The organism is Sorangium sp. So ce426 (assembly GCF_051475585.1).
Taxonomy (GTDB): domain Bacteria; phylum Myxococcota_A; class Polyangia; order Polyangiales; family Polyangiaceae; genus Sorangium; species Sorangium cellulosum_B.
In genome coordinates this window covers 2142660-2168804 of record NZ_CP150341.1, presented here as the reverse complement: position 1 = coordinate 2168804, position 26145 = coordinate 2142660, and the positions used below count along the sequence as shown (strand labels likewise).

General features: G+C 70.3%; 20 protein-coding genes. 13 read left to right on the top strand and 7 right to left on the bottom strand.

Annotated features, from left to right (window positions below; translation table 11 throughout):
• Nucleotides 1–117 precede the first annotated feature (117 nt).
• The 4 genes from WMF44_RS08220 (at nucleotide 118) to WMF44_RS08205 (ending at nucleotide 5616) form a co-directional block, all read left to right on the top strand.
• Complete coding sequence (locus WMF44_RS08220) at nucleotides 118–1248, top strand: alpha/beta hydrolase family protein (RefSeq protein ID WP_437298573.1); 1131 nt, start codon at nucleotides 118–120, stop codon at nucleotides 1246–1248.
• A 491-nt stretch (nucleotides 1249–1739) separates the two neighbouring features.
• Nucleotides 1740–2390, top strand: coding sequence for a glutathione S-transferase family protein (locus WMF44_RS08215; RefSeq protein WP_437298572.1), 651 nt, complete (start codon nucleotides 1740–1742; stop codon nucleotides 2388–2390).
• A 107-nt stretch (nucleotides 2391–2497) separates the two neighbouring features.
• Complete coding sequence (locus WMF44_RS08210; protein ID WP_437298571.1) at nucleotides 2498–2917, top strand: hypothetical protein; 420 nt, start codon at nucleotides 2498–2500, stop codon at nucleotides 2915–2917.
• 896 nt (nucleotides 2918–3813) lie between these two features.
• Complete coding sequence (locus WMF44_RS08205) at nucleotides 3814–5616, top strand: carbohydrate binding domain-containing protein (RefSeq protein WP_437298570.1); 1803 nt, start codon at nucleotides 3814–3816, stop codon at nucleotides 5614–5616.
• 32 nt (nucleotides 5617–5648) lie between these two features.
• On the opposite strand, the gene WMF44_RS08200 is transcribed toward WMF44_RS08205, so the two are convergent.
• Together WMF44_RS08200 and WMF44_RS08195 are read right to left on the bottom strand one after the other, a co-directional pair.
• On the bottom strand, nucleotides 5649–5912 hold the full coding sequence (locus WMF44_RS08200) for a hypothetical protein (protein WP_437298569.1): 264 nt from the start codon (nucleotides 5910–5912) through the stop codon (nucleotides 5649–5651).
• A 147-nt stretch (nucleotides 5913–6059) separates the two neighbouring features.
• Nucleotides 6060–7400 carry a hypothetical protein gene (locus tag WMF44_RS08195; RefSeq protein WP_437298568.1) on the bottom strand — a complete coding sequence of 447 codons (1341 nt, stop codon included), beginning with the start codon at nucleotides 7398–7400 and terminating at the stop codon, nucleotides 6060–6062.
• Nucleotides 7401–7679: 279 nt separating this feature from the next.
• Between WMF44_RS08195 and WMF44_RS08190 the strand changes: the two genes are divergently transcribed.
• On the top strand, nucleotides 7680–7847 hold the full coding sequence (locus WMF44_RS08190) for a hypothetical protein (protein ID WP_437298567.1): 168 nt from the start codon (nucleotides 7680–7682) through the stop codon (nucleotides 7845–7847).
• A gap of 287 nt (nucleotides 7848–8134) precedes the next feature.
• Nucleotides 8135–8644, top strand: coding sequence for an RICIN domain-containing protein (locus WMF44_RS08185; RefSeq protein WP_437298566.1), 510 nt, complete (start codon nucleotides 8135–8137; stop codon nucleotides 8642–8644).
• 165 nt (nucleotides 8645–8809) lie between these two features.
• Here the strand turns inward: WMF44_RS08185 and WMF44_RS08180 are convergent, their stop codons facing one another.
• A complete protein-coding gene (locus WMF44_RS08180; protein ID WP_437298565.1) occupies nucleotides 8810–9493 on the bottom strand; it encodes a hypothetical protein in 684 nt (227 codons plus the stop codon).
• A 510-nt stretch (nucleotides 9494–10003) separates the two neighbouring features.
• On the opposite strand from WMF44_RS08180, the gene WMF44_RS08175 reads away from it, so the two are divergent.
• Nucleotides 10004–10684 carry a PAN domain-containing protein gene (locus tag WMF44_RS08175; protein WP_437298564.1) on the top strand — a complete coding sequence of 227 codons (681 nt, stop codon included), beginning with the start codon at nucleotides 10004–10006 and terminating at the stop codon, nucleotides 10682–10684.
• Nucleotides 10685–10907: 223 nt separating this feature from the next.
• Nucleotides 10908–11144, top strand: a complete 237-nt coding sequence (locus tag WMF44_RS08170; RefSeq protein WP_437298563.1) for a hypothetical protein — start codon at nucleotides 10908–10910, stop codon at nucleotides 11142–11144.
• A gap of 168 nt (nucleotides 11145–11312) precedes the next feature.
• On the opposite strand, the gene WMF44_RS08165 is transcribed toward WMF44_RS08170, so the two are convergent.
• Nucleotides 11313–12305 (bottom strand): hypothetical protein, encoded by a 993-nt coding sequence (locus tag WMF44_RS08165; RefSeq protein WP_437298562.1) that lies wholly within the window; start codon nucleotides 12303–12305, stop codon nucleotides 11313–11315.
• Nucleotides 12306–12814: 509 nt separating this feature from the next.
• Between WMF44_RS08165 and WMF44_RS08160 the strand changes: the two genes are divergently transcribed.
• On the top strand, nucleotides 12815–13924 hold the full coding sequence (locus tag WMF44_RS08160; protein ID WP_437298561.1) for a DUF4419 domain-containing protein: 1110 nt from the start codon (nucleotides 12815–12817) through the stop codon (nucleotides 13922–13924).
• 61 nt (nucleotides 13925–13985) lie between these two features.
• A complete protein-coding gene (locus WMF44_RS08155) occupies nucleotides 13986–14876 on the top strand; it encodes a HEAT repeat domain-containing protein (RefSeq protein ID WP_437298560.1) in 891 nt (296 codons plus the stop codon).
• Here the strand turns inward: WMF44_RS08155 and WMF44_RS08150 are convergent.
• Both WMF44_RS08150 and WMF44_RS08145 read right to left on the bottom strand, forming a co-directional pair.
• Nucleotides 14873–16384 carry a protein kinase domain-containing protein gene (locus tag WMF44_RS08150; RefSeq protein WP_437298559.1) on the bottom strand — a complete coding sequence of 504 codons (1512 nt, stop codon included), beginning with the start codon at nucleotides 16382–16384 and terminating at the stop codon, nucleotides 14873–14875. The genes WMF44_RS08155 and WMF44_RS08150 overlap by 4 nt on opposite strands.
• Nucleotides 16381–18849: a FecR domain-containing protein gene (locus WMF44_RS08145; RefSeq protein WP_437298558.1), complete on the bottom strand. Its 2469-nt coding sequence runs from the start codon at nucleotides 18847–18849 to the stop codon at nucleotides 16381–16383. The genes WMF44_RS08150 and WMF44_RS08145 overlap by 4 nt, the downstream gene beginning before the upstream one ends.
• Nucleotides 18850–18917: 68 nt before the next feature.
• Between WMF44_RS08145 and WMF44_RS08140 the strand changes: the two genes are divergently transcribed.
• The 3 genes from WMF44_RS08140 (at nucleotide 18918) to WMF44_RS08130 (ending at nucleotide 24142) form a co-directional block, all read left to right on the top strand.
• A complete protein-coding gene (locus WMF44_RS08140) occupies nucleotides 18918–20723 on the top strand; it encodes an OmpA family protein (protein ID WP_437298557.1) in 1806 nt (601 codons plus the stop codon).
• A gap of 24 nt (nucleotides 20724–20747) precedes the next feature.
• Complete coding sequence (locus WMF44_RS08135) at nucleotides 20748–22565, top strand: adenylate/guanylate cyclase domain-containing protein (RefSeq protein WP_437298556.1); 1818 nt, start codon at nucleotides 20748–20750, stop codon at nucleotides 22563–22565.
• Nucleotides 22566–22930: 365 nt separating this feature from the next.
• Nucleotides 22931–24142: a hypothetical protein gene (locus WMF44_RS08130; RefSeq protein ID WP_437298555.1), complete on the top strand. Its 1212-nt coding sequence runs from the start codon at nucleotides 22931–22933 to the stop codon at nucleotides 24140–24142.
• A 156-nt stretch (nucleotides 24143–24298) separates the two neighbouring features.
• Here the strand turns inward: WMF44_RS08130 and WMF44_RS08125 are convergent, their stop codons facing one another.
• On the bottom strand, nucleotides 24299–25840 hold the full coding sequence (locus WMF44_RS08125; protein ID WP_437298554.1) for an amidase: 1542 nt from the start codon (nucleotides 25838–25840) through the stop codon (nucleotides 24299–24301).
• Nucleotides 25841–26145: the final 305 nt, after the last annotated feature.

Genomic DNA, 26145 nt, shown 5'->3' with positions numbered 1-26145 from the left:
GCGACGCCTCGGGGCACACCAGGCGGCCAGCGACTCGAATCGCGGAGAGACGCGAGTGGAGTCCATTTCTTCGATCGCTCGAGGGAATACGGTGTTGTTATGAAGAACAAATCTAGTTTGGCTTTCACCTTGGCCGCGCTGGGCATGATCGCCGGCGCTTGCGGCGGCTCCGATGGCGACGGCGACCCTGGGGGGAGCGGCGGGGCCCCGGCGGGCGCAGGAGGGAGCGTGAGCGGCTCGGGCGGCGAGCAGGCGAGCACCACCGGCGGGCCGCTGCCTTCGGGCTCGAGCAGCTCGCAGAGCACGGCCGGAGGGTCCGACCCCTCCGGCTCGGGCACGGGCGGAGGAGCGCCTGCCGGCGGCGGCGGCGGCGGCGGGGAGATGACGGGCGGGAACGGCGGCTCGGGCGGCGACGGCGGCGGCTTCACCGGCACGTGCACCGAGTCACGACCGGCCGGTGGAAGCCGGTCGGGGAGCGGCCCTCACAAGGTGGTCGTCGAGACGAATTCGGACCCGGGCATCAACCAGGGCACCATCTTTCGCCCGGAGGATCTCGGTGGGAACGCCAAGTATCCGATCTTCGTCTGGGGGCAGGGCGCATGTTCGCGAGACGGGCTCGCGACGGAGGCGGCCATGGCCGAGATTGCCTCGCATGGCTACTTCGTGGTGGCGGACGGGACACCGGGAGGCAAGGAGCCCAACCGCGACCTCGGGGGCGGCGGCGACGTGCTGCTCGCCTACGTCGACTGGGTGATCGCCGAGAACGAGAAGCCTTGCAGCGCCTACTACCGGAAGATCGAGACCACGAAGGTCGCCGCGAACGGCTTCTCCTGCGGCGGCTTGATGGCGGCGGGGACCGCCGCAGATCCCAGGATGACGACCTGGGGACACACGAGCAGCGGCTCTTTCTCGGTGAATCAGGCCTTCTACAAGTCGATCCACACCCCCGTGTTGATCGTCACCGGCACCGCGGACAGCCTGGGCGCGCACGAGAACGGCGCGAGAGACTACGAGAACATCGCCGCCCGGGGTGACATCCCGGTCATGATGTTCGCCAAGGTCGGAGCGGACCACGGGGGCGACCTGTGGGCTCGCAACGGCGGCGAGTTCACCCAGGTCAACCTGGCGTGGCTCAACTGGTGGCTCAAGGGCGACGAATCGGCCACCGGCAAGGGCATGCTCGTCGGCGCGAGCTGTCGCTTCTGCACCGACAGGAGCTGGCAGATCTCTTCCGCCAATCTGCCCTGAGCGGCGGCTCAGGATCAGCGCACCGGCGGGATCGCGCCGGCGACGTCCTCACGATACCTTCTCGCTCAGAAGCGCAGGCCCAGATCGAGCGCTGCCGTCGCGTAGGCGTCGCTCTCGTCGACGGGCTCGGAAAACTGCGCAGAGCTGCCACCCGGCAGATCGTCGACGCGGGCCGCGAGCTGGAGGGCGTAGCCGGCGCCCGCGCAGCCCGACCCCCTGGCTGAAAGCGAACGACCGCCCCTCCTCGAGGAACGACGCGCGGCTCAGCCGCAGCGAGTCCAGGTCGGCGCCCGCAGGTCTCGGCGCGTCCGGGAAGGAGGTCGCTTTTCTCCGCCAACGACCGGCAGTTGACACGACGCACAAAAAGTACGATCCACGGATCCGCCTTCAAAAAAACCAACAGATCCAACGAGCTCACTCGACCGTGTAACATTTCTCACACCACGCCAAGGATTCTTCTTACCCGACCGAACCAGGAAAGGATTGCTGCGATGAGCGAACTGATCATCTGGACCTACGACTGGGTGCCTGAAGGCCCTCGTGGTTTTGTGCGTGATCTGAGGCTGAGATGGGCGTGTGAGGAAGCCGGCCTCATCTACGTGGTCAAGACGATCCCGTTCGATGGTCGCGAGACCAATCATCTCGAGCGCCAGCCGTTTGGCCAAGCTCCGTTCCTGAACGACGGAGAGCTGGAGATATTCGAGAGCGGCGCGGGGCTGCTGCACCTGGCCCGGAAGAGCGACAAGCTGTTGCCGCCTGATCCGGCCGGAGAGGCGGAAACATTGCAATGGACCATCGCCGCGCTCAACTCGATCGAGATGGTCACCGTACCGTGGTGGTTCCTGAAAATATGCGGCGATGAGGACAATCAACTCGCCGGATGGATGGGCAAGCGCCTCGACCAGCTAGAAAAGGTACTGAGCGAGCGAGAGTGGCTCGCGGCCGGCCGCTTCACCGTCGCAGACCTGCTGATGGCGGATGTGCTACGGGTCCCGAAGGTCCGCGCTTTCGGCGATCGGCCGGCGACCGAGGCCTATGTGACCCGTGTGACGGATCGCCCCTCATTCAAGAAAGCCCAGGCCGACCAGATTCGTCTCTTCGAAGCGGCCGACGAGAAGAGAACAGAAAAAGGGGCAAACTGACGAGCGGCTTGGCCTCCGTCATTCGCGCACCGCGCTCGAGCCGTTCGCGCTCGTTCGTGTGAACGAGCTGAGCTCCCGGGTCGCCGCGTCTTCGACGCCTGCTCTCCGTGTTCACGGAGACCAAGCCCCGCGCCGACGAGCGCCGGCTCGACGGCACCCCGATCCTGGAGACCGCCATCGCGCCGATCCACATCGAGCCCGGCGGTCTCGCGCTGAATGCACGTCATCACCGCTCGCAGGGCGTCCATCGCTTCGTCATCGGCCTCGTGAGGAGTGAAGCGGAGGCCGACGAACGGCGGCCCTCCCTGCAACAGCGCCGTGAGGATGCAGCCGCACGCGTACAGATCGGTGCTCGGCCCGCCGCGAGCGAGCGGCACTGCTCCGGGCTCGTGTACTCCGGCGTGCCCGCGACCATGTCCTTCGATCTCTCCGTCGAATCGCGCTGGGAGGCGGGCAAGTCGGCCCGTCTGGGCCATGTGTACCTGATCGAGAACGGGACGCTGCTCGGCGAAGTCGGCGCCTGTTGAGCCCAATCTGCGGTGCGCGCGTCCGTCGTTCACCCACCGAAGCGGCCTGCGGCGCGCAAGGGCAGCGCAAGCGGCGCTCGGCCGGCGCGTCGCCGCTCCCACGCCAGGCGAGCTCGCCTCGATCGGCGCATGCCTTCGTTCATCGCGCCGCGCGGGCCGGGAACGCGAGTTGACCAATGTCCAATCGAGGCGCTCGCAGCACCCCCGACGAGCCTGTCACACGCTCGGCGCAAACGGGCCTCTCTTTACAACTCTTCACAATTGAACTCAAGATTCAGACGATGAATTTTTGTTCGCCAGAGCTTGACGGCCGCGCTCGCATCGAACACTTTTCCGCCTGCATCGAGGCTGGCGCGGCTTGGATCGGTCGCCACCGGCCTCGGGGCGCGGCTCGTTCTGGGCCGCGTCTGGCGGGAGGTTTGCTTAGGAGGCTGGAGCGACCCGTCGAGCTGCGAGGCGCGCTCGCGTCAGTGCGACAAGGAAGAGCAGGAGTACCTGCGGCTGTCTCCGCCCGTTGCGTCCACAATCGTCAACTCGAGCCCGACGCAGCCGCGTTACGTGTCGACTTCGCCCTAGAAGCGCCGGCCGCTCAGCGGCGGAGGCCGAGGCTCCGCCCGCGGGGTGAGCGCGCGTGATGGCCGGCGTGAAGCGAGGGCGCGCGGGGCTCGAGGGCCCGGCGGCGTCGTCTTTCCGTCATCAGCACGAGAGGGACGTGCGCTCGGGAGGGTTCGGCTTGCAGGATCGGCCTTGTTTATTCTCATCCCCGTCGGTGCGACGCGGCGATTGACGGATGTAGTGATGGATAGGATCGACGCAGCTCGGAGCCGCGATACACGCTTCCCGTGTGCGCGAGCCCTGAGCCGGCGCTTCCTCGTTTCAAAGGAGAAGGTTGGTTCATGATGTTGGTTTCCAAGAAGATTAAGTTTAGAAGCCTCGCTGGCGTGCTCGCTGGTTGTGTCGGTCTGGTCGCCGCTCAGGCGTCGGCAGGCGTGGTCGTGGGTAAGCCCACCCCGCACGGCAACACTGCGTACCCCGAAGCCGGGACAACCATGGCACGGGCAGGGACCTTCACCCTGGTCGGCGCGCTTCAAGAGCACGTGAAGATCAGCGGCGAGGCAGAGCCGACGTTCCCCAGCACGATGCAGGGCGCCGTCTACTTGATGAACGGGACGAGCACCACGCCCGAGCGCGTTTACCAGTTCCCGGGGGTCGCCCAGTTCAACCTCCAGGCCGGGAGCCAGCTCGCCATCTCGAATCGCTTCCTTGCATTCGCGACGCGAGGCACGGATTCCGACTCTCCGCAAGCGAACTCCGTGTTCATCGCCCGGAACAACAACGGCTCATGGGCGGAGTGCCCCCTGGTCAGCGGTCAGCGAAATTGCAACGACGCGGTACGCGAGAACGGACAAAACATCAGCCGCGCGCTCACCCGCATCCCGCTCACGTACCCCGCGAACGTCAGCTTCAAAGACATCGCGCTCGCCCTGTCCGACGACTACCTCGTGATCGGCTACAAGCGACAGAGCGTGCTCGAGATATACCGCTACAACACCTCGAACGACACGTGGGTCCTTGAGCTTTCGCTCGACGAGCCGGACGAGCGCTTCACCGGCGCTGCGGTTGCGATCGACGGCGACCTGGTCGCGGTCGGATCGCCGTGGTCTGAGGGTGGCACCGCCGGGGCCGAGCTCGGCTCGGTCCGCATCTTCCGTAGGAATGCCAGCGACAGCACCTGGAGCTCCGTGGCCATCACGAGCGGCTATTTCTCGACCGGCGCCTTCGGCCGAAGTCTCGCCATGGCTTCCGGAAACTTGGCCGTCACGTCCGGCGTGACATTTCCCGTCAACGGCGTTACGCCGCAGCAGCACCTCTCGTTTTACCGTGTGGCGGCCGACGGTGCGATCTCTGCGCGCCAATCTCTAGAAACCGCCTACCCTCACGTGCACTTGGCGCTTCACGGCGACACGTTGGCCAGTACGGTCAGCGGTGGAGACGAGGGCCTTTCGCTCTACAAGCGCGCTGCCGCGTCGGGGCAGTGGGCCTACGAAACCGGTCTGATTCGCGACTTCTACAAAAGCGTCAACAGCTCCGGCGTCGGGTACGGCGGCATCGACCCCATCGGCCTCGTCGGTGATGACCTGGTGCTCGGCTGGCGCGCCTTCTCGGGCCTGCTGGGCGGCGTGATCCACGAGAAGGCCAGCCTAATCGACGCTTGCCGAGATCCTCTCAACCTCGTGAATAATTGTTCTTTCGATAATGTGACCAACACCGCGCTCGCGGGAACCCAGAGCAGCAGCGGCTGGCAGGTCCTCAACTGGAACGGTGCCTCGGCATGGGCGGACTTCAACGGACGCCAGATGCGCATCAACGTGCAGCAGCCCGGCTCCGACATGTGGCACATCCAGGCTCGCACCACGGTCAACTTGCCGCAGGCGGGACGCTACCTGCTGACATTCCGCGCCAAGGCGGACGACGTGCGCACTTTCGTGGTGAACCTGGGGCGCAACGGCAACGGCGACAACAACTGGGCGAGCTACGGTCGCGTGACCGCGGCGGCGGGCCCCGAATGGGTCATCTACTCGTTCGAGCTCCCGAACGTCCCGCAGGATTCCGCAGCGTTCCTCGACTTCAACCTCGGTAACGCAGGGACCGCGGCCGTCACCGTGGATAGCGTGAAGCTCGTCCGTCTGACGCAGTAAACACGTCGCGCAAGTCGCGGAAGAGGGGCTAGCTAGCGCCCCCGGCGCGCCACCCGCGCGATCGTGCGAGACAGCGCGTCCGGCGCGACCGGATAACGCGCCACGTCCGCGACGCCCGCCGCCACGAGCGCGTTCATCCGGTCCGAGGAGAGCCCGGCCGCGCACACGACGGCGCGCACGCCGGGCGCCGCGCGGCCGAGCGCCTCCAGCAGCGCGCACGCGCCCTCCACGTCGGCGCCGGCGTCGATCACCGCCACCCCGAGCCCCGCCTCGAGCAGCGCGGCGGCGTCCGGCACCTCGGCGAGGTGGATCCCCTGCGCGTCGAGCCCGATCTCACACGCCTCGCTGAGCCCCTGCCCCGCCGGCGCGAGCCGGAGCAGCGCGACGGTGCGCTCAGTAGAAGGGCGTTATTCGCGCGTCGCTGCTCGCCGGCCCGACGCCGCTCAAGGACACGCGTCGTTGTCCGAGTAGGGCGTCTCCTGCGCGAGATAGAGGCTGACGTCGGCGTCAGCCGACGAATAGCCGTCCATGTTCTCTCCGAAGGCGTGGAAGAGAAAAAACGTCTCGCCGCCTCCGCTGTGCACTTTCCCGCTCTCGATGGCCGCGTCGACGTCGAGGATCAGCTCCGCCCTGCTGGCGTCGCCGCCGATGCACGAGCCCTTCGGCCCAGGTACGCAGTCGTATTCGGGCGCCGACAGTCCGCCCGCGAGCGGCGTCGTGCTGGGATCGTCGCTCCCGGGCGCGGCCTGCACCTGGACCATGCGCACCTTGCCGGACCAGCGAAGGCGAACGATGTCACCTCGGTTGACCCCGACGTTGTATTCGTACTGGAAGCCGTCGCGGTCGTTGTAGAAGTCGACGACGCGGCATGCCTGGCCCTTGCTCTTGTCGATCGCGCAGCAGCTCCCCTTCGCACCGACGATCGGAGAGCTTCGCGCGCGGAGCAAGTACTGCATGTTGACCCCGGTGGGGCTCGGGTTTCCGGTCTTGCTCGGACAGTCGGCGTGGTTGTACGCGCACTCGTCCGAAATGTGGATCATGCCAGGGCGCCAGTCGGTCGTGTCGATCATGTGCTCGCCGAGCGACGACGAGCCGTTCGAGCACAGATAGTTCGGACCTCCGGTGCAATTGCGCTTCGCTCCGCTCGTGACACCGCCCGGACCGAAGAGCGTGTCCTGAGTGACGTCGTGAACCTGGACGACGCTGTGGTATCCGGTCCAGCGGAAGAGGACGAGATCGCCTTGCTGCGCCGCGAATGTCGGGTCGACCCAGTCGTGGTGCGGCTCGGTCTGGAAGTTGTTGACCTCGTGGATGGTGCAGTCCTCGCGGCCCGCGTACGAGGCGTACCGCCCACCGTAGGCAGCGACGTCGGAGAGCGTGCTGCAAGGCTTTGGATCGAAGTGGTTCTGTCCAAACTCGGGCTCGGTGAGGGACACCGCCGTGACGCCACCGCCACCCGCGCCGTCCTTGAAGTAGTAGAGGCCGGGGCGATAGCCACAAGCGAATCCGCCGACGTTCCAGTCGAACGTCCCGTCGTTCGTCGGCGCGCCGCTGTCGATCCTCCGACCGAGGCTCGCATCGATCGGCGTGCCGTCCCAGTCGGCGACCTGGACGACGCTGTGGGTGCCGCTCCACTTGAAGCGCAGCGTCTGACCCGGCTCGATGGTGTGCCCTGTGTTCGATGCAGCCGGCCAGGCGAGCTCCTTCACCTCGCCGGCCGGGTTGTCCTGCGATGAACAAGGGTTCGTGCCTTCGTCGAAGGGGACACCGGCATCGTCGTTCATCCCTCCGGCCCCCGAGCCGCCGTTTTCCCCTCCTCCACCCGAGCCGCCATGGTCCCCTCCGCCACCCGGGCCACCGTTCCCCTGCCCTCCGCCGGCGCTGCTTCCGCCGCTGGTCGAGCTACAGGCGTTGACGATGAGACCGATGGTCAGTGCGGTCCAGAGTGCGAGGGTTCGACGCTTCGGCATCATGCCTCCAACGATAGCGATGAGCGCCCTCCCATCGCAATACGTGCCGGCCTCGCGCTCCGCGTCGCCGCGCGTCACCTCGCGCGCGGCGGCATGCTCCTGCGCTTCCCGGCGGAGCGCATCGAGCCGGATCCGCGCCTCGTGCCCGCAGGCGGGAGCGCGCTGCACGCGTGGATGCCGGGCTTCGACGCGCTCATCGGCCCGCGTCGCGCGCTCGCCCGTCCTCGAGGCCCAGGACAGGGCCAGCTCGTGTCGGAGTGAGGCTGTTCTGGCAGGCGAGGGCACGCTACCTCGTCGAGCTTTCGGCGCGTCGTTCTTGGAAATATTTACAGAGAAGCGAGGGGTTCCTGCGGGTCCCCCAGCTCCCATCCTTGTGGTTATTGGCGCCGAGAAAGCACGGCCTGCCACTACCAATCCAGCTGCAGCTACGCGGCCACACCTGCAGATGAGCCGCGCGGCGCCTCTTCCGGAAGTCTGAAGTCCGCTTTATGAGACCGCGAAGAGAGCTCTGCCTGCACCTGTTCACCAGCTCTCTCTGAGGAGGTCCCATGCAGTTCCTCGTGTACCGCTCGGCGGGCATAGCCGCTGCCAGTATCGCCTTCTTGTTCGCGTCTCACGGCCTGGCCCGACCTGTGCCGCGCAGGCCAGTCCAGGCGATCTCCGTGAGCAGCAGCCTGTGCCTGGATGTCCCGGGTTTTAACACGAATCCTGGCACCACTCTTCAGCAGTGGGGATGCAATGGCGGCGGCAACCAGCGGTTCTCGCTCGTACGCGCCGGCGGCGGCAATTACAATATTGTCGCCACGCACAGCGGCCTGTGCCTGGATATCCCGGGCTTCAGCACGAGCTTCGGGACGACCATCCAGCAGTGGGGATGCAACGGCGGCCGCAACCAACGGTTCTCGCTGGTACGCGCGGGCGGCGACAGTTATTTCATCGTTTCCGAGAGCAGCGGCCTGTGCCTGGATGTCCCGGGCTTCAGCACGAGCTTCGGGGCAACCATCCAGCAGTGGGGATGCAACGGCGGCGACAACCAACGATTTCGATTTGTCCCGTGATCCCTCAGGATCGATGCGGCTGCGCGCCGTGGGCTGGCGCGACGGGCATACCCTCGCCGGTCTTTTCGACTGGTGACGCCAACTTTGCCTGTGCCACGTAACCGCGGCCACGAGAGCAAGCGGCCCATCACCACTTTGTCACAGCCGGAGGGACCGGAGCCGGTGCTAGCGCCCCCGGCGCACCACCCGCGCGATCTTGCGAGACAGCGCGTCCGGCGCGACCGGATAACGCGCCACGTCCGCGGCGCCCGCCGCGACGAGCGCGTTCATCCGGTCCGAGGAGAGCCCGGACGCGCACACGACGGCGCGCACGCCGGGCGCCGCGCGGCCCAGCGCCTCGAGCAGCGCGCACGCGCCCTCCACGTCGGCGCCGGCGTCGATCACCGCCACGCCGAGCCCCGCATCGAGCAGCGCGGCGGCGTCCGGCACCTCGGCGAGGTGGATCCCCTGCGCGTCGAGCCCGATCTCGCACGCCTCGCTGAGCCCCTGCCCCGCCGGCGCGAGCCGGAGCAGCGCGACCGTGCGCTCCGGCACGGGCGCGAGCTGCGCTGTCTCGCCGTCCGGCCAGGCCTGCGCCCGCTCCGCCCGGTCGCCGTGCGGCGCGCCCGCCTTGCGCGCGGGCAGCCGCCGCGCCTCGGCCTCCCGCGACATCGCCTCGTCGAGCCGCGACCGCGCCGCCGCGGCGCTCTCCGGGCGCTTCTCGGGCAGCTTCGCCAGGAGATCCAGCCGGAGCCGCTCCAGGAGCGGTGGGACCGGCGGAGCCCCGGGCGGCCGGCGCAGCGGCGGCGGGATCGAGAACATGTGCATCGCCATGAGCTCCACCTGCGGGAGGCCGACGAACGGCGGCATTCACGCCGCCATCGGGGATCCGCGCCGTCCTGATCACCGCCGAGGTGGTGGCGCAGGACGGCGCGCTGACAAGCAAGACCCGGCAGGGGCGCCTGGCGCGCAGGTAGGCGGGGCGGCCGTGTCGTTCGTTGGCGCTATCGAAGGGGCCGCGTTCGCTCCGCAGCCTGCGGGGCGTGCGTTACCTCGTCACGACCGGCGGCACAGAGCGCCTGCCGGCACGACCTACACGGTCCCCGGAGGCCTGCCCCTCACCGTGAACAGCTTCGCCGCGCAGGGATATACGGCCAACATCACCGTCCAATATTGACCACCCCGCCACGACTTGCCCGGCTCGGGCGCTGTCTGTGATCGCGTCGCGGCCGCGAGGGACGCTATCGATGGAAGCCATCCGGTCGTTCCCGCCAGGAGGAAGCCCGCCCGTTGCGGAGGAGAAAGCGGCGGCGTAGGATGGCCCCGACAGCTCACGCACGGACCGACGCGTGTTCTGCAGCGGGAGTGAAGGAGGGCGCCATGAAACGAGTGGCTTTTTCATTGATGTTCAGCGTATTGATCGCGACCACATCTGGGGCAGACGCCGACGAATATCTTGCTTCAAACGAGTACATGTTCCCTGGACAGCGCCTGACTGCGCCGAGCTGCTACTACCACGTCGACATGCAGTCGGACGGGAACCTCGTGATCTACGGTGGTCAAGGCACCTCGTACCCAATATGGGCCACCAACACGGTGGGCTGGGGGGGCTACGTTGTCATGCAGCCGGACGGAAACCTGGTCATGTACGACTGGAGCGACGCGCCTGTCTGGTCGACGGACACCTGGGGATACAACTATTCATCCTACGCAATACAGAACGACGGCAACTCCGTCGTCTACTCCAGCACCGGCTACCCGCTGTGGGACTCTGACACGTACGGCGAGAGCCTCGGACAGAGCCCCTGCTCCACGCGTTCGGTAAGCACGCAGCTCGAGCTTGGTTGGGACAGGCCTGGCGGCGACTACATCGGATACTACCTCAACGAGCCACGCGCGAGCCACTGTGCTTATTTCTGCTCGCAAGACTCGCAGTGCAAAGCATTTACCTACGTCCCTCCTGGCGTGCAGGGGACGACGGCCGTCTGCTGGCTCAAGTCCAGCGTGCCGGGTGCATCCTACAACGCTGGCATGGTATCAGGCAGGATCCTTCGGGATTGACGCGCGACGTGCTCTCACAGGGCTCGGTGTTTCGCGAAGCAATGTGCGCTCCAAGCCCTTCACCGCGGAGGTGGTCCAGGATGAACAAGATCGAGGTGGCTGGCAATGGTGTGATGAATGTGAAGCCAGACCTGGAAGATTTGAAAAACGCGCACTTCGGTCCTCTCCGATGATCACATAGGCGAAGCGGCCCTCGGCGACGATCCCGCGAGGCGGCAGCTCTATGGAGCAGACGGTGCTCACCTCGCCGCCCGCCTTCGGGACCCCGCAGATCCTGCGCATGTCCGGATCGATCCAGAGCACGTGGGAGGCGCTCACGGCGATGGTGGGCCCCGTGAGCGCGCGCGACGACAGCTTGGTCGGCACGCTCGCCAGCACCTCCCTCGCGCCCCCCGCCTGCGGCATCCGGACGAGCACCGGATCTGGGGCGGCGTCGGTCTTCGCGTACTCCACCCAGTAGAGGTGGACGGCATCGCTGAGCAGCGCCGCCACGCACGCCGACAGCGAGGCCAGCAACATCGGACCGCCACCCGAAGGCCGCGCCCTCACCAGCTGCGTCGGAGACCAACCGCTATAGGGCGAATCCGCAAAGAGCTCGGGCGTCTCGCGCGCGACAGCCCAGAACGCCTCACCTCCCGTGGTCACGAGATGGCAAAGCTCCTTCTGCTGGCTCGCTATCACGGACGGGGCGAGCGCCCCTCTGCGGTCCACGCGCACCACCATGGACCATTGCCAGCCGCTCCACATTCTCCTCGATGCCGACCCGGCGGGTGGCCTGGAGTAGCCGCTCCCAGAGCGCGTCCGGCACCGCGGCCAGCTCGCTCTTGCGATCCGACAGCGTCGAGAAGTACCGTGCCGCGCCAAGGAGCGTTGCCTCGGCCACCGGCTCGCGCCGCTCCAGCGCGCGAAGCACGGTACCGCTTTCTACCCGGAGGAGGAGCTCGCCGGGGATCGACTCATAAGACGAGTATGCCGACCATGTCGAGGAGGAGTGTGCGAACCACGTCAAGAGGACCAGCGCCCGCTCCTCCGCGGATGGGTACGCCGCAGCGAGCGCCTCCATGGCCTGACCGTAGGCGGGGTCGTCGCCATTGTGCGGAAGGAAACCCCTCCCGAAGAGCGACGGGTCAAGACCGGCGGGAGCGGCCTCGACCCACGCGCGGTAGACACGTTCGGCTTCCTGCTGCTCCCTCTCCTGTTGTTCGAACTTGTGAAGCGGGCCCGAGGCGCCCCGCTCGGCCATCCAGCGGAGCAGCGCCGGGCCGTCGAGCAGCAACGCGTCGGAGTTCCAGCGCTCGAACCGGATAGAGAGGCCATGGTGGAAAGTGATCGTCTCCAGGAGCCCCGCCTCTCCGTGAAGCTCGATGCGGATGTCCCCGTCGCAATCGCAGAAGAATGTTCTCTGATGCTCTTGGATGCGCAGCCGATCCCGGATGGTCGCGACCTCTGCGCGCTCGAGATCGAGCAGGACGATCTGCTCCAGCCACACGTCACAGTCCGGGTCGAGCGTCTGAATTTCCACCCAGCGTTCCTCGATGATCCTGACCCGGCGCGTCTCGCCGAACAGGGCGTCAAGCGCGGCCTGGCTGGGAGCTTCTAGCGAGGGAGGGGTCGATGTCATGGGGGCAATGGACGCTCAAGGGGCTAAGAAATCCAAATGCGATACGAAAGTCAAGCGCCTCGTAGCGGTCGTCCCACCGTACAGCCACGCTGCATGCGCTGGTTGACATAGGACACGTTACGCGACCCACCTCGCTCCTGCGCAAACCAAGCTGAATCAGCAAGAGATCCGAGCCACGTGAGGTGAAGGGAGACATCGAACCACCTCTGAGTTTGTGCCAATTGACTGCGCAGACCGCGTCCCATCGCTCCAGGGCGCGGCCGACGCGCTCCGGGAGCTTCCAACGTGAAGCCGAGAATCGCGGGGCGTCCGGCGAGTCGTGTCAGGTTTGGCAACAGAATTTACTATATTGAGCGCGGGCGATGCAGGACAGCGGCTCACACCGCCACCGACGAAGTGAAGATAGGTGGGCGGGGTCGCCGCCTGGTCGGACGGGATGGGGCGAGCTTACCGCAGCGGAGGTGCAGCTCGCGACCCAGGGAGGGGCAGCATCTGATATCTTGACGAGCATGCGCACCATCGCGGTATCCGACGTTCCCCCTCCAGAGCGGCCCCTCCGGCCCGTGTCGCTCGCCGCGTCGCTCTGGCTGCAGTGCAAGCTGACGGCCGAGGCGCACGGCAGCAACCTCGGGCACCTCGTCTACGGTCCTCAGATCCTCGAGCACGCATTCCTCCAGGCCGTGCATGCTGCGTTCGACCACCATTACCCGCTCGTGCTGTCGCCGGACGATATCTGGCTGTGCATCGCGCAGGGCTTCGGGGTGCACGTGAACCTGCACGCCGAGGAGCTCCGGAGGCGGTTCGTGCGGCACGAGGGCCAAAAGACGCTCTCGATCCAGCGCCCCGCCTTCGTGAAGGGGTCGCCCGACAACGACTGGCCCGGCTGCTTCGCCGAGTTCTCGGACTACATCGCGGAGCACGTGGGCAAGGCGCGCGACCTCGTGGTCGCGTCCTTCTCTACCACAGGCCCCGTCGAGCGGGCAGCCTCCGAGGTCGTGCTGATGAGCGCCATGCAGCGCTATTTCAGATACGAGGTCGTAACCTGGTGCGGCATTCCCGAGATCACGCTGCTCGGGACGCCGGAGGACTGGCGTGCGATCCGGCGCCGGGCTGAGGTGCTCGCGGAATACGGGCTCACGACCTGGATGCGGGGGCTCCTGCCGGTGGTCGACGAATTCGTCGCGGTTGCGTCCGGCGGGGCCGTGAACCGGGGTTTCTGGGCGTCGTTCTACAAGCATCGCAGCACGTCCGGCGACTCTTCCGTGACGGGCTGGATCAATGCACTGTTTCCGTACCTAGAGCACGAGGGGATCCCGCGATGGAACCCGGGCGTCGCGAGCTGGGGCACCAAGTCGCAGGTGGGCGCGTTCCCCAAGGGCCTGTCGCTCGCGCCTTTCACGTGGCAATACCTGGGTAAACCGATCCCGATGGAGCTGCTCGGCGGATTCATCGGGATCTCCCAGGACCCGCAGACCTGGGCCGTGCGACCGGCCATCGGCTGGGCGGTGCGGGACACGATCTCCCCTGCTCAACCACCCGTGGAAGCGCAGCAGGTGCTCGCTGCGATCCACGCAGAATTGGAGGCGAGGGATCGAAAGGGGCGGAAAGACGGCTGGTGAAGCGCTTCCCCGCACGCCCAAGCAGCGCTCCCAGCTTGTCGCGGAGCGCACGGAGGGCCCCATGATGACGAAACAAGAGATCCTCGCCGCGCTCGCTCAGCCGCGGGGGGGCTTCGTGGATGGCAAGAGGCTCGCGCAGGACCCGGAAGGCCGCGCGGTGCTCCTCGAGATCGCTCGCGACGCCGGCAGCGCCGAGCGCGTCGCCGCGGCCGATGCCTCGCTCGCGGAGAGGCTTCGCTGTCCCTGGGTCACGCGTCGCGACGAGGAGGCCGGGTGGTCGATCGTGTGGGCCATCAAGGCGCTCGCAGACGAAGGCCTGGCGCCGCCGCCGGTGCTCTTTCGGGCCCTTGGAGATCCGCACCACTACGTCCGCTACGAGGCCGTTTGCGCGTTGCAGTGGCAGATCCCTGTCCATGAGGCGCAGGTGTTCCTGCGCGCGGAGGCGAGGTACGGCAGCTACAAGGCGACGCAGGCCGGCCTGGAAGCGCTCACGACGGCCGAGGACCTCCGCGCGCTCATCGATCCGATGGAGCCGGACGACCTGCAGTTTGCCGTCCAGTTCTTGAGCTTCGAACATTGGAGCGCCCCCTTGCAGCAGGAGGCCTGCCGCCTGCTCCGGGAGCTCCTGCACCACCCGGACGGGCGCGTGCGCGCCTCGGCAGCGCTCACGCACCCGGACGAAGACGATCCGGCCGTGCGCGCCGCTCTCCTGGACGCCCTCCGTGTGCCCGAGCCCTGGATCCGATGGGTGGCCATCGCGCGGCTCGCGCATGATCCCGCGGCGCACCCGCTCATCCGGGCAGCCTTGCGAGATCCAGATCCGCGGCTCCGCCTGGCGGCGTCAGATTCCTTCGCAGGCGTCGACGAGCCGACGACCCGCGAGATCCTCGGGGATGCCGGCGGCGATCCACCGGATCCCAACCGTAGCCGTGGATGGAGTGACCGGACCTAGCGCCCCCGGCGCACCACCCGCGCGATCTTGCGAGACAGCGCGTCCGGCGCGACCGGATAACGCGCCACGTCCGCGGCGCCCGCCGCGACGAGCGCGTTCATCCGGTCCGAGGAGAGCCCGGCCGCGCACACGACGGCGCGCACGCCGGGCGCCGCGCGGCCCAGCGCCTCGAGCAGCGCGCACGCGCCCTCCACGTCGGCGCCGGCGTCGATCACCGCCACGCCGAGCCCCGCATCGAGCAGCGCGGCGGCGTCCGGCACCTCGGCGAGGTGGAACCCCTGCGCGTCGAGCCCGATCTCGCACGCCTCGCTGAGCCCCTGCCCCGCCGGCGCGAGCCGGAGCAGCGCGACCGTGCGCTCCGGCACGGGCGCGAGCTGCGCTGTCTCGCCGTCCGGCCAGGCCTGCGCCCGCTCCGCCCGGTCGCCGTGCGGCGCGCCCGCCTTGCGCGCGGGCAGCCGCCGCGCCTCGGCCTCCCGCGACATCGCCTCGTCGAGCCGCCACCGCGCCGCCGCGGCGCTCTCCGGGCGCTTCTCGGGCAGCTTCGCCAGGAGATCCAGCCGGAGCCGCTCCAGGAGCGGTGGGACCGGCGGAGCCCCGGGCGGCCGGCGCAGCGGCGGCGGGATCGAGAACATGTGCATCGCCATGAGCTCCACCGCGGGGAGGCCGACGAACGGCGGCGTTCCCTGTAGCAGCGCCGTGAGGATGCAGCCGCACGCGTACAGATCGGTGCTCGGGCCCACCGCGAGCGAGCGGCACTGCTCCGGGCTCATGTACTCCGGCGTGCCCGCGACCATGTCCTTCGAGGTGAGCGTCGGCCCGGCGTCGAGCGGGTCGTCGAGGTGCGCCAGGCCGAAGTCGACGACCTTGGCGACGCGCTCGCCGTCCTGCTCGGCGAGCAGCACGTTCTCCGGCTTGAGGTCGCGGTGGACGATGCCGCTCGCGTGCGCGGCGCCCACGCCGTCGAGGATGTCCGCGAACAGGGCCGCGACCTCCGCGAGCGGCAGCAGCTCGCGCGACGCCCGGAGCAGCGCGCCGAGCGACTGCCCCTTGAGCAGCTCCATCACGAGGTAGATCGAGCCGTCGCCGTCGTCCTCGTCGCCCCCGAGGTCGAGCACCTTGACCACGTTCCGGTGCACGAGCCGCGACGCGGCGCGCGCCTCGCGGAAGAACCTCCGCCGGCTCTCCGGGAGGATCGCGACGTGCGGGTGCATCGTCTTCACCGCGACCGGAACGCCGAGGAGCACGTGCTCCGCCTCGTAGACCTCCCCCATCCCGCCCGCGCCGAGCAGCCGCACGAGGTTGTACTTCCCGCCGAGGACCCGCCCGGCGCGCGTCCGCTGCGCCGCGCCCGCGCCGGGCTCGTCCGAGGGGAGCGTCTCCGCGGCCGCGAAGCGGTCGGCGCGCGGTCGAGGCGCGGGCGCCCGCCCGTCCGGCGCCCGCTGGCCCTTCAGCACGGTGCGGTCGGGGTCGCCGTCCGGCGGCGGGCGCTCGCCGTCGCCCGCGCTCACGGCGACGCCTCGCGGAAGCCCACCGCGATCTGCGCCGTCACCGGGCCCTCGCCCTCGTCGCGCCACGGGCTCGCCCGCAACGACAGCGCCCCGAAGAGCGCGCCGCCCGCCTCCACGCCCGCCGACAGCCCGCCGAGCACGTCGTCCGCCCTGACCTCCCGGTGGACGAGGTGCAGATCCAGCGCGCCGTGCAGCCGGAGCCACGGCGCCGGATCCGCCGTCGCCCCCATCAGCAGGAAGCCCTGCACGTCCGGCGTGGCGGGCTCGCCGCCCGCCGCCGCGCCGTCGCCCCCCGCCGCGCCGTCGCCCGCCCCCACCGCCGCGCCGTCGCCCGAGGCGCGGATGCGGGCCCCGACATCGGCCACCCACGTGAGCCGGCCCGCGGCGCCGCCGAACGCGATCCCGGGCTCGATGCGGAGCGGGGGGCTCCCGTCGGCCATGGGCACGCCCAGGCGGAGCGTGGGGCCGAGCTCGAGCTCCGAGCGCCCGAGGCGCAGGACGCGCGCGCGCGCGCCGAACCAGCCGGTGCTGCCCGCGCCCGCGCCATCCCCCTCGCCGGCCGGGTTCGAGCGGAGCGCGACGTCGAGGCCCAGCGGGCCGATCGCGCCGCTCGCGCGCACCTGCCCCGCGGCGACCCAGCCGCCCCCGGAGCGCGCCGCGGCCGCGCCGACGGCGGCGACCGAGGGCGGCGTCGGCGCGAGCCAGAGCGCGTCGGCCACCCCGGACATCGGCAGCAGCGGGAGGTACGCGCCCAGCACGGGCGCGGCCGGGGGCGCAGGCGGAGGCGCGGCGCGCGGCGCCTCGGGCGCGGCGGGCAGCTCGGCGTCGCTCGTCCCGATCACGCCGCCGCGGCCGTCGGCGACGTCGAGCCGGACGCGCAGCGGCTCACCGGGGCGCAGCGCCTCCCGGGGCAGCGGGATCCGCGCCGTCAGGGCGCCGCCGCGATCGCCGCCGGTGAGCGCGACGGAGCGCACCCCCCCGGGCAGGTGGGCGAAGAGCCGCGGCGCCACCCGCCGCGCGACGTCGACCCCGGCGAGCCCCTCGAGCTCGACCCGGGCCTCGATCGCCGGCCCGCCCGGCCCGCCCGGCGCCGGCGTCACCGCGCGCGCGGCCGAGACCGAGACCACCGCGCCCACCTTCGTGTACCGGACCGGGAGCGACGTCGCCGCGTCGGGAACCGCGCTGCCCCGCTCGCGCAGCCGGAGCGCGCGCGGGGCGCGCTGGAGCAGATCGATGCGCTCGGGGACGGGGCCGAACGGGCCGTCGTCGAGCGAGAGCTCGAGCGCGGGAGACGGCGTGAGCTCGATGATCCCGTACGGGTTCGCGGTGATCTCCTGCGCCGCCGGGACGACGCCCCCGGCGGCCCGCGCGGCGACGAGGTGGAACCTGCGCACCGCGCCCACCCCCAGGTACTCCTCGCGATCGACGACCCGGACCCGGAGGAAATAGGCGCCTGCCGGCATCTTCTCCGCGCGGAACGACAGGACGTCCGGCTTCACCTCCTCGCGGGCGATGAGATCGTTGAACTCCGGGTCGCGCGCGATCTCGACGCGGTAGCCGGCCGCGGCCGGCGCCGGCTTCCACGACGCCGACAGGACGCCGAGCCCCTCCGGGGCGAGCGCGATCTGCGCGGCGTCCGCGGTCGTCCACTCGACCGGCGCCGGCAGCGGGCGCGGGCGCGCGGGCGGCGCCTTGGCCACGAACCGGGTGCCGTGGTCCTTCGGGACCACGACGGAGAGGCCGCCCGACGTGACGCCCGCCTTGCCGTCGAACACCGCGACCGTCGTGCGCTCCCCGCGCCGCTGCACCACCGTGTCCCGCGACGACGCGCTCACGCGGCCGCCCCCGCTCGCGGCGACCTCGACCGACTGGCCCCGCAGCGCGGCGAGCGCGGCCTTCACCTCGCCGTCCGCGAGCTCGACGGCCGCGGGCGGCGTCTTCGACACCCGCGCTCGGCTCGCCGTGCCGTAGATGACGACGAGCGTATTCGGCGCGAGGAGCACCCGAGTCCGATCCACAAACTCGATATCTGCCCTGCCCTCATCCAGCGTGTTGACGCTCGAGTTCGTGAGCAGGGGCATCCCCTGAGCCGCGGGCGACCAGGCGCCGCCGGCCGGCCGCGCGCGCACGTCCGGGTGCATCGACCGGAGCTTCGCGTCGGGGATCGACGTCACCTCGGCCGGGAGGACCAGCGTGAGCCCCTCGGCGAGCGTCGTGCCCGGGCCGCACGCGACGCGGTTGTACCGCTGGATCAGCCCTGCATGCCTGGACGAGCCGTAGAGGACCGCCGCGATGTCGTCGCAGGTCTCTCCCGCCTGCACGCCCCATTGAATGACCGCCTCCGGATATCCGGGCGTCGGCTCTCTGGCGCTCGCCACGCCGACGTATCCAGCGTGGATCGCAGCGTGGGTGGCGCAGCCGAGGAGCACCGAGATAGCGACGGACTGGCCATTTGACGGTGCCACGGCAGCGGCACGCTACCGGATCGAGATCGGCGTTGCAAGGGACCAGGCAATAGGATACGAGCAGACCGATGGAGTATTGGCCGGCGCGCGTCATCGCGCCCCTCCTGGCCTCCCCGCTGCTCGTCGCAGCGGCAACGGCTTCCATGCCGGCCGCAGCGCAGGAGGCCACAGCGCTCGACAGGCTCGCTCCCGCGCCCGCGGGCGACGGGCTATCCACTGTCCCTTCTGCCGGCGTATCGGGGGAGCTCCGGCCCGCGGTCGGACTTCTGTTCTCCTATTCTCATCAACCCCTCAGCCTGCGCGGGACTGCGCCTGCCGGCTCGGTAACGTGGGTGGGCCGGCAGGCGATCGTCCACGCGCTCGCGAGCGTCGAGCTCCTGCGCCGGATCAAGCTCGATCTCGACGCGCCGTTCGTGCTGGACCAGGGCGGCGCGTCCGGCGCGCTCGGGAGCATCCGCGTCACGGCGCCCGCCGGCGGCGCCACGCTCGGCGATCTCCAGGCCGGAGGGAGGGTGACGCTCCTGCCGCAGGAGGGGCTCCGGCCGGCGGCGGCGCTCGGGCTCTCCGTCTGGCTGCCGACGGGAGACGAGGCGGCGTTCGCCGGCGCGGGCGCCGTGCGTTACGCGCCGCGGGTGATCGTGGGGGCCGAGCACCCGGGCTTCCGCTGGTCGGCGTCGGCGGGGGGCCGGTTCCAGAAGGCCTCGGCGGACAGCCTGACGGGCAGCGAGGTCCTCTTCTCCGCGGGCGCGGGCGTCCGCAAGGGCCCGCTGCAGCTCGGGTCGGAGCTCTCCGTCTGGGCCGCCGCCGGCGAGGGGTCGGCGCTCGAGGTCCCGGGCCGCGCGGGGGCCGAGCTCCTGCTCACCGCGCGCTGGTCGCTCGGCCCCCTCACGCTCGACGCGGGCGCGGGCCCTGGCTTCGGGCGGCTGCCCGGCACGCCGAAGGCGCGCTTCTTCGCGGGGATAGGCATCGCCGCGGACGTCGTTCCGCCGGCGCCCGCTGCCGCCGCCCCCTCGGCCGTCGCCGGCGCGTCCACCGGGACGAAGGGCGCTCGCGGCGCGGCGGGGGCCGCGCCTCCGGCCGCCGACTTCGACGGGGACTCGGTCTCCGACGCCGAGGACGCCTGCCCCCGGGTCATCGGCGAGGCGCGCCCGCCGGCCGCGGCGGTGGGCGCCCGGCCGGCGTTCCGCCGCGGCTGCCCGCCGGACCGGGACGACGACGGGATCTACGATGTCGACGATCGCTGCCCGGACGTGCCGGGGGTCAGCAGCGCGGCCGCCGACGCGGGACCCGGCGGCGCGGCTCCCGGGGTCACGTCCGGGCCCTCCGCGAAGGCGGGGTCCCGACCTGCGTCGAGGCACGGGTGCCCCGCGGACACGGACGGCGACGGCATCCCCAACGCCGCGGACGCTTGCCCCTACGAGCGCGGCAAGCCGAGCGAGGATCGCGCGACGCACGGCTGCCCGTTCGCGGTGCGCATCGAGGGCTCGCAGATCGTGATCCTCCAGCAGGTCCAGTTCCGGACGGGCCGGGCCGAGATCGAGCCGGAGAGCTTCGAGCTGCTCTCCGAGGTCGCGGCCGTCCTCGAGGAGCACCCCGAGATCGCCCGGGTCGCGGTCGACGGCCACACGGACAACCAGGGCGCCGCCCAGGCGAACCTGAGCCTCTCGCAGCGCCGCGCGCTCGCCGTCGTCGCGTGGCTGACCGCGCACGGCATCGACGCCCGCCGCCTCGAGGCGCGCGGCTTCGGCGCGCGCCGCCCCCTCGCCGACAACCGCACCCGAGACGGCCGGGCCAGGAACCGCAGGGTGGAGTTCCAGATCCGCAAGCGCACCGACGAGGGCGCGGCCGGCTGGAAGGACGGTCCTCTTGAGTGACGCGTCGCCCGCGGAGGCCTCCGCGTGAGGGAATTCTCGCTCAAGACGAAGGCGATCGCGCTCTTCACGGCGATGGCGCTCGTCCCCGTCGCTGTCGCCGTGACGCTCCTCATCGACGTGAACCGGCGCGCCGTGCGGACCTCCGAGGAGAGGCTGCAGACGGCGATCCTCTCCGAGGTGGCCTCGGCCTCGATCCAGCTCGTCCGCGACGTCGAGAGCGATGCCGTCGCGGCGGCGGCCATCTTCGGCCACGCCGCGGGCGGCTCCATCCGGGACGAGGACGCGGTCGCGTCGGTGCGCGCCCTCGTCGCGACGCGCGGGCTCGTCGAGGCAGTGCGGCTCGAGGTGCCCGACGCGGGGATCAGCACCTTGATCCGCAAGGCGTCATCCGACGCTGACGTCGCCGCCGCGCCGGCAGCGCTGCGCCAGCTCGCTGACGAGCGCGGCGTCGGCTTCGGCGTGGTCGGGCCGGCCCGCGGCCTCCTCGTCGCCCGTGTGCGACCCGCCGGCGACGCGGGCGCCGGGGCCGCGCCGGGCGCTGGCGCCGGCGCCGGCGCCGGCGCGCCGCCTCCCCCGGCCGGCCCGGCCGGCTACGTGGTCGCCGAGGTGCCGCTCGACATGCTCGGGCTCGACCTCGAGGTGATCGCCGGGCGCCGCCTCGGGAGCCGCGCGGTGCGCCTGCTCATCGCGGGCCACGATCGCCAGGCGATCGCGGCGTTCGGGGTGCCGGGCGTCGCGCCGGGCAGCGACGTCTCGTCCTTGCCGATCTGGCACAATCTCCCCCCGGGCGCGGGGTTGAACGACAGGCTCAGCGTGCTCGCCCCGCACGACGAGGGCGGCCAGCGGATGATCGGCGCCATCGAGACGGTGCCCGACCTCGGCTGGGCGGTCGCGATCTGGCGCCCCGAGCCGGAGGCCTTCGCCGCGCTCGACGAGATGCGGCGCCGCGGCGTCGCTGTCGCCGCGGGCGCGCTCGTCCTCGCGCTCGCCCTTGCGCTCGTGACCGCCCGCCACGTGACGCGCCCGATCCTGCACCTCGTCGCGCAGGCGCGGCTCATCGGCGCCCGGCGCTGGCGGGACATCGCGCTCGGCGACGCGCTGCGGGGGCGGCGCGACGAGATCGGCGAGCTCACGACGTCCCTCGGCCGCATGGCCCAGGACCTCGAGCAGGGCGAGGCGGACATCGCCCGGGAGGCGAAGCTCCGCGGCGATCTCGGCCGGTTCATGGACAGGGCCGTCGTCGACGCGATCGTGCGGGGCGAGCACCCGCTCGCCCTCGGCGGCAAGCGGGCGGCCGTGTCGGTGCTCTTCGCCGACGTCGTCGGCTTCACGCCGCTCGCCGAGTCGCGCGACGCCGAGCGGATGGTCGCCCTCCTCAACGAGCTCTTCTCGATGCTCACCGAGATCGTGTTCCGGCACGGGGGCACGGTCGACAAGTTCATCGGCGATTGCATCATGGCCGTCTGGGGCGCCCCGATCGCGCAGGAGGATCACGCGCGCCGCGCGCTCGCGGCCGCGGAGGACATGATGCGCTTCCTCGAGACGGCGAACGAGGAGTGGCGCGAGCGGTACGACGTCGAGGTCCGCCTCGGCGTGGGCGTGAACTCCGGAGAGGCCATCGTCGGCAACATCGGCTCCGACAAGCGGATGGAGTACACGGTGATAGGCGACGTGGTGAACGTCGCCTCGCGGCTCGAGGCGATCGCGGCGCCGAACCAGGTGCTGGTCTCCGAGGCGACCCGGGACCTCGCCGGCGACGCCTTCCCGCTGCGCGCGCTGGGCGAGCGCAACCTGACGGGGCGAAAGACGACAACGGCCGTGTACGCGCTCGATCCGGACTGACTGCGCCCCAATCCCCCCTAGTTCACCAACGCGGTCATGCTCGTGGTCGTGGTCGTGGTCGTGGTCGTGGTCGTGGTCGTGCGCGTGGTCGTGCGCGTGCGCGTGCGCGTGCACGTGCGCGAGACACGTGGCTATATCGGCACATCCTTGTCAGCATGGCGGCGAGCCGTGACAGAAGGTGCTTGCCATGCTCGACGTCCTTGCTCTGGACGACGCCCATGATGCGGCTGACGTCGACCAGGGCCGCGCACTCACGTGCACGCGCACGCGCACGCGCACGCGCACGACCACGCGCACGACCACGACCACGACCACGCGGGACCGGGAGTCTGGGCAGCGGCGGCGCCGGCGGCAGCGGCGACGGCGTGCCCGATTGCTCCCGGCTCCCGCCGTGGGCGCGGGGATACGGGGGGTCCGGCGACGACGTGGGGCTGTCCATCGTGAGCGACGCCGCTGGCAACTTCTACGTCTCGGGTAGCTTCCGAGGAACGGTCGACTTCGGCGCCGGCCCCGTCACCAGCGCAGGGGGGTCGGACGTCTTCTTCCTCAAACTCGATCCCGCAGGCTCGTTGATCTGGAGCAAGCGCTTCGGGACCGAATACAACGACGCGAACGCCACCATGGCCGTCGACGGAAGCGGTGACATCGTGCTCGTCGGGGTCTATGACGGTGGAACTCTCACGCCAGGTCCGGATCTCGGTGCGGGTCCCCTCCCGCCCGTCCTCGATGAGGGCGCGCTGTTCGTGGCCGCATTCGACCCCGGCGGCAATCACATCTGGAGCAACGGCTTCCCTGGCAGACTCGGCACCTCGGGCTGGCCCTGGATGGTACGGCAGGCTGCCGTCGACGGCGCCGGCGATGTGTACGTGCTCCATGTCGTCGATGAAGGTTATCGACTGGCGAAGGTGGGCGCCGGAGGTACCGCCGTCCTCTGGACAGCCCACCTGCAAGGGATGTACAACTATTCACAGGTGAATGGAGCGGGACGCATCGCGCTCGACAGCGCTGGCAACGTGCTCGCTGTGACCCCCAGCTTCGATACGGGCCTGCCCCCGTGGCCGACATTCAACGTCACCAAGCTCGCCCCGACGGGGGCCGTGCTGTGGGAAAATCGGTTTCCGTCGACGGCGACGTACCCCCTGGCGGCGGCCTATTCGGTGGCGGTCAACGCGGCGGACGAGGTCCTCGTGACAGGCATCACGGACGGCACCGTCGACTTCGGCGGCGGCGCGGTGGGGGGGTCCGTGCTGGTCAAGCTGGACGCAGCAGGAGAGGTCATCTCCAGCCACACGATCAGCGCTCCCTTCCACAGGATCTCCCTCGATCCTGACGGCGGAATATTCGTCGCCGGGCCCTCGGGGCTCGCCAAGCTCGACGAGAACGGGACCGAGCTCTGGTCGGTCGTCTTCGACCCGCCCAGCAGCGACTCACACGACCGTTTCGTGGAGGACATCGCCGTATCTCCGAATGGCACGGTTGCGATCACCGGCGGCACGGGCGCGCCGGTCGACTTCGGGACCGGGCCGATCCCCCACGCAGCGGGGAGCGACATCTTCGTCGCCACGTTCAACCCCTGAGGACCTCGCCTCTCCGCCTGCACGTCAGCCTCGCGGAGCGGGAGCTCGAACGCCTTCGCTGCCGCTCCGCGACGTCGGTCGTCGGTGTCGCGCACCGACAGGTCCAGCCCGGTGAACGTGCCCGTGAGGCCGGTCCTCCTGACCGCCATCGCGCCGTCAGATCGCCGGCGCTCTGTAGCCGCCGAGCTCCCGCTCGATGTGGCCGGCCAGGGCGAGGACGACATCCTCGCGGAAGGGGCGGCCGATGATCTGGACGCCGATCGGCGTTCCTCGCGACGACGTGCCCGCGCGCACGACGACCGCCGGCCACCCTGTCATGTTGTAAGCGAACGAGTAGCTGAATCCTGCATAGACCCCGTGCACGACCCACGCATCGTGCGGCAGCGCCTCGAGGACACACGGCGGGCAGACGATGGCGTCGAAGTCCTGCATGAAGCCGAGCATCCGCCCCCGCCAGGCGTCCAGCCGCTCGACCGCCGCGGTCAGCTCACCGCTCGACAGCGGCACGCTCGCGAGCGAGGCGTCCACCTCGGCGCCGGGGTCCGTGGTCCCGGCCAGGTCCAGGAGCCGCTTCAGCCAGGCGCCGCCGTCCGCCCGGAAGATATCCGCGTCTACCGTGAGCACGTCGCTCAGCGCGTCGGGCTTCTTCGACTCCACCCGCGCGCCGCCCGCCTCCAGCGCCGCCGCCGCGTCCACCACCGCCTGGCGCACCGCCGCGTCCGGCGCCGCGATCCCGTTGTCGGTGTGCATCGCGATCCGCAGATCCCTGAGCCGCACGTGCTTCGGGTCGCCGAGCGGCGCCGGGATCAGCGCCGCGTCGCGCCAGTCGGGCCCCGCCAGGACGCTGAAGAGCAGCCAGAGATCGTCGACCGAGCGGGCCATCGGCCCGAGCACGGTGAACGATTGGAGCAGCCCCTCCGCCGGGACGATATGGCCCGTCCGCGAGACGCGGCCGGCGGTCGGCTTGAGCCCGGCGATCCCGCAAAAATGCGACGGCAAGCGGATGCTCCCGCCGGTGTCGCTCCCCACGTCGAACGGCGAGCCGCCCGCGGCCACGATGGCGCCCGCCCCCCCGCTCGAGCCGCCCGGCGACAGGTCGAGGCCATACGGGTTGTTGGTGCGCCCGTACACTGCGTTGTTCGTCTCGTACGACCACGTCATCTCGGGCGTATTGCTCTTGCCCAGCAGGATCGCGCCCGCTTCCTTGAGGCGCCGGACCACGGTGGCGTCCTCCGCCGGAACGAAATTCGTTCGCCCGCTCGTGCCGCCGGTCGTCACGACGCCGGCGGTATCGATGGAATCCTTGATCGTCATCGGCACGCCGTGCAGCGGGCCGAGGTGCTTGCCTCTCGCCAGGGCCTTGTCCGCCGCCCGCGCCTCGGCTCTCGCCTCGTCGGCGCGGAGCTTCACCACGGCGTTCAGCCGCGGGTTGATCTTCGCGATGCGCGCCAGGTGCGCCTCCACGACCTCGAGCGACGACACCCGCTTCCGGCGGATGAGATCCGCCAGCTGCCCCCCGGTCGCCCGTGTGAGCTCCGACCGCGCCTCCGCTGTAGGCGCCTCGACGGGCGTCATCCCGTCGCATGCGCCCGACAGGGCCGCCACGCCCCCGGCGAACGCCCGCAAGAAGAAGCGGCGCGAGATCTCCCCTGTGTGCGCGGCAGCGCCCGGGTCATTGACGTTTGCTGATTCGCTCATGCTCTCTTCCCCACGGGAGCGTCGTGAGCCAGCGTCGCGCGGCTCGCGAGACGCACACCGTGATTCTTCGGGTTCAAATGATGCCTTTACAGGAAACGAGCCATTGCACAGCAGGATACCGGCAATGGCGAACGGGCCGCCATCGCCCCGCGGCCCACGACCCATCTACGGCGCTCACCGCGCGCGGTTGCGGCGCCGACCACCGATTCGACCGGAGGCGCGAACGGCGCCGCAGGCGCCGACGAGGCGCACCTCGCATCACCAGGCTGGAGGCGAAGCCACCGCAGACACACGCACATCTCGCC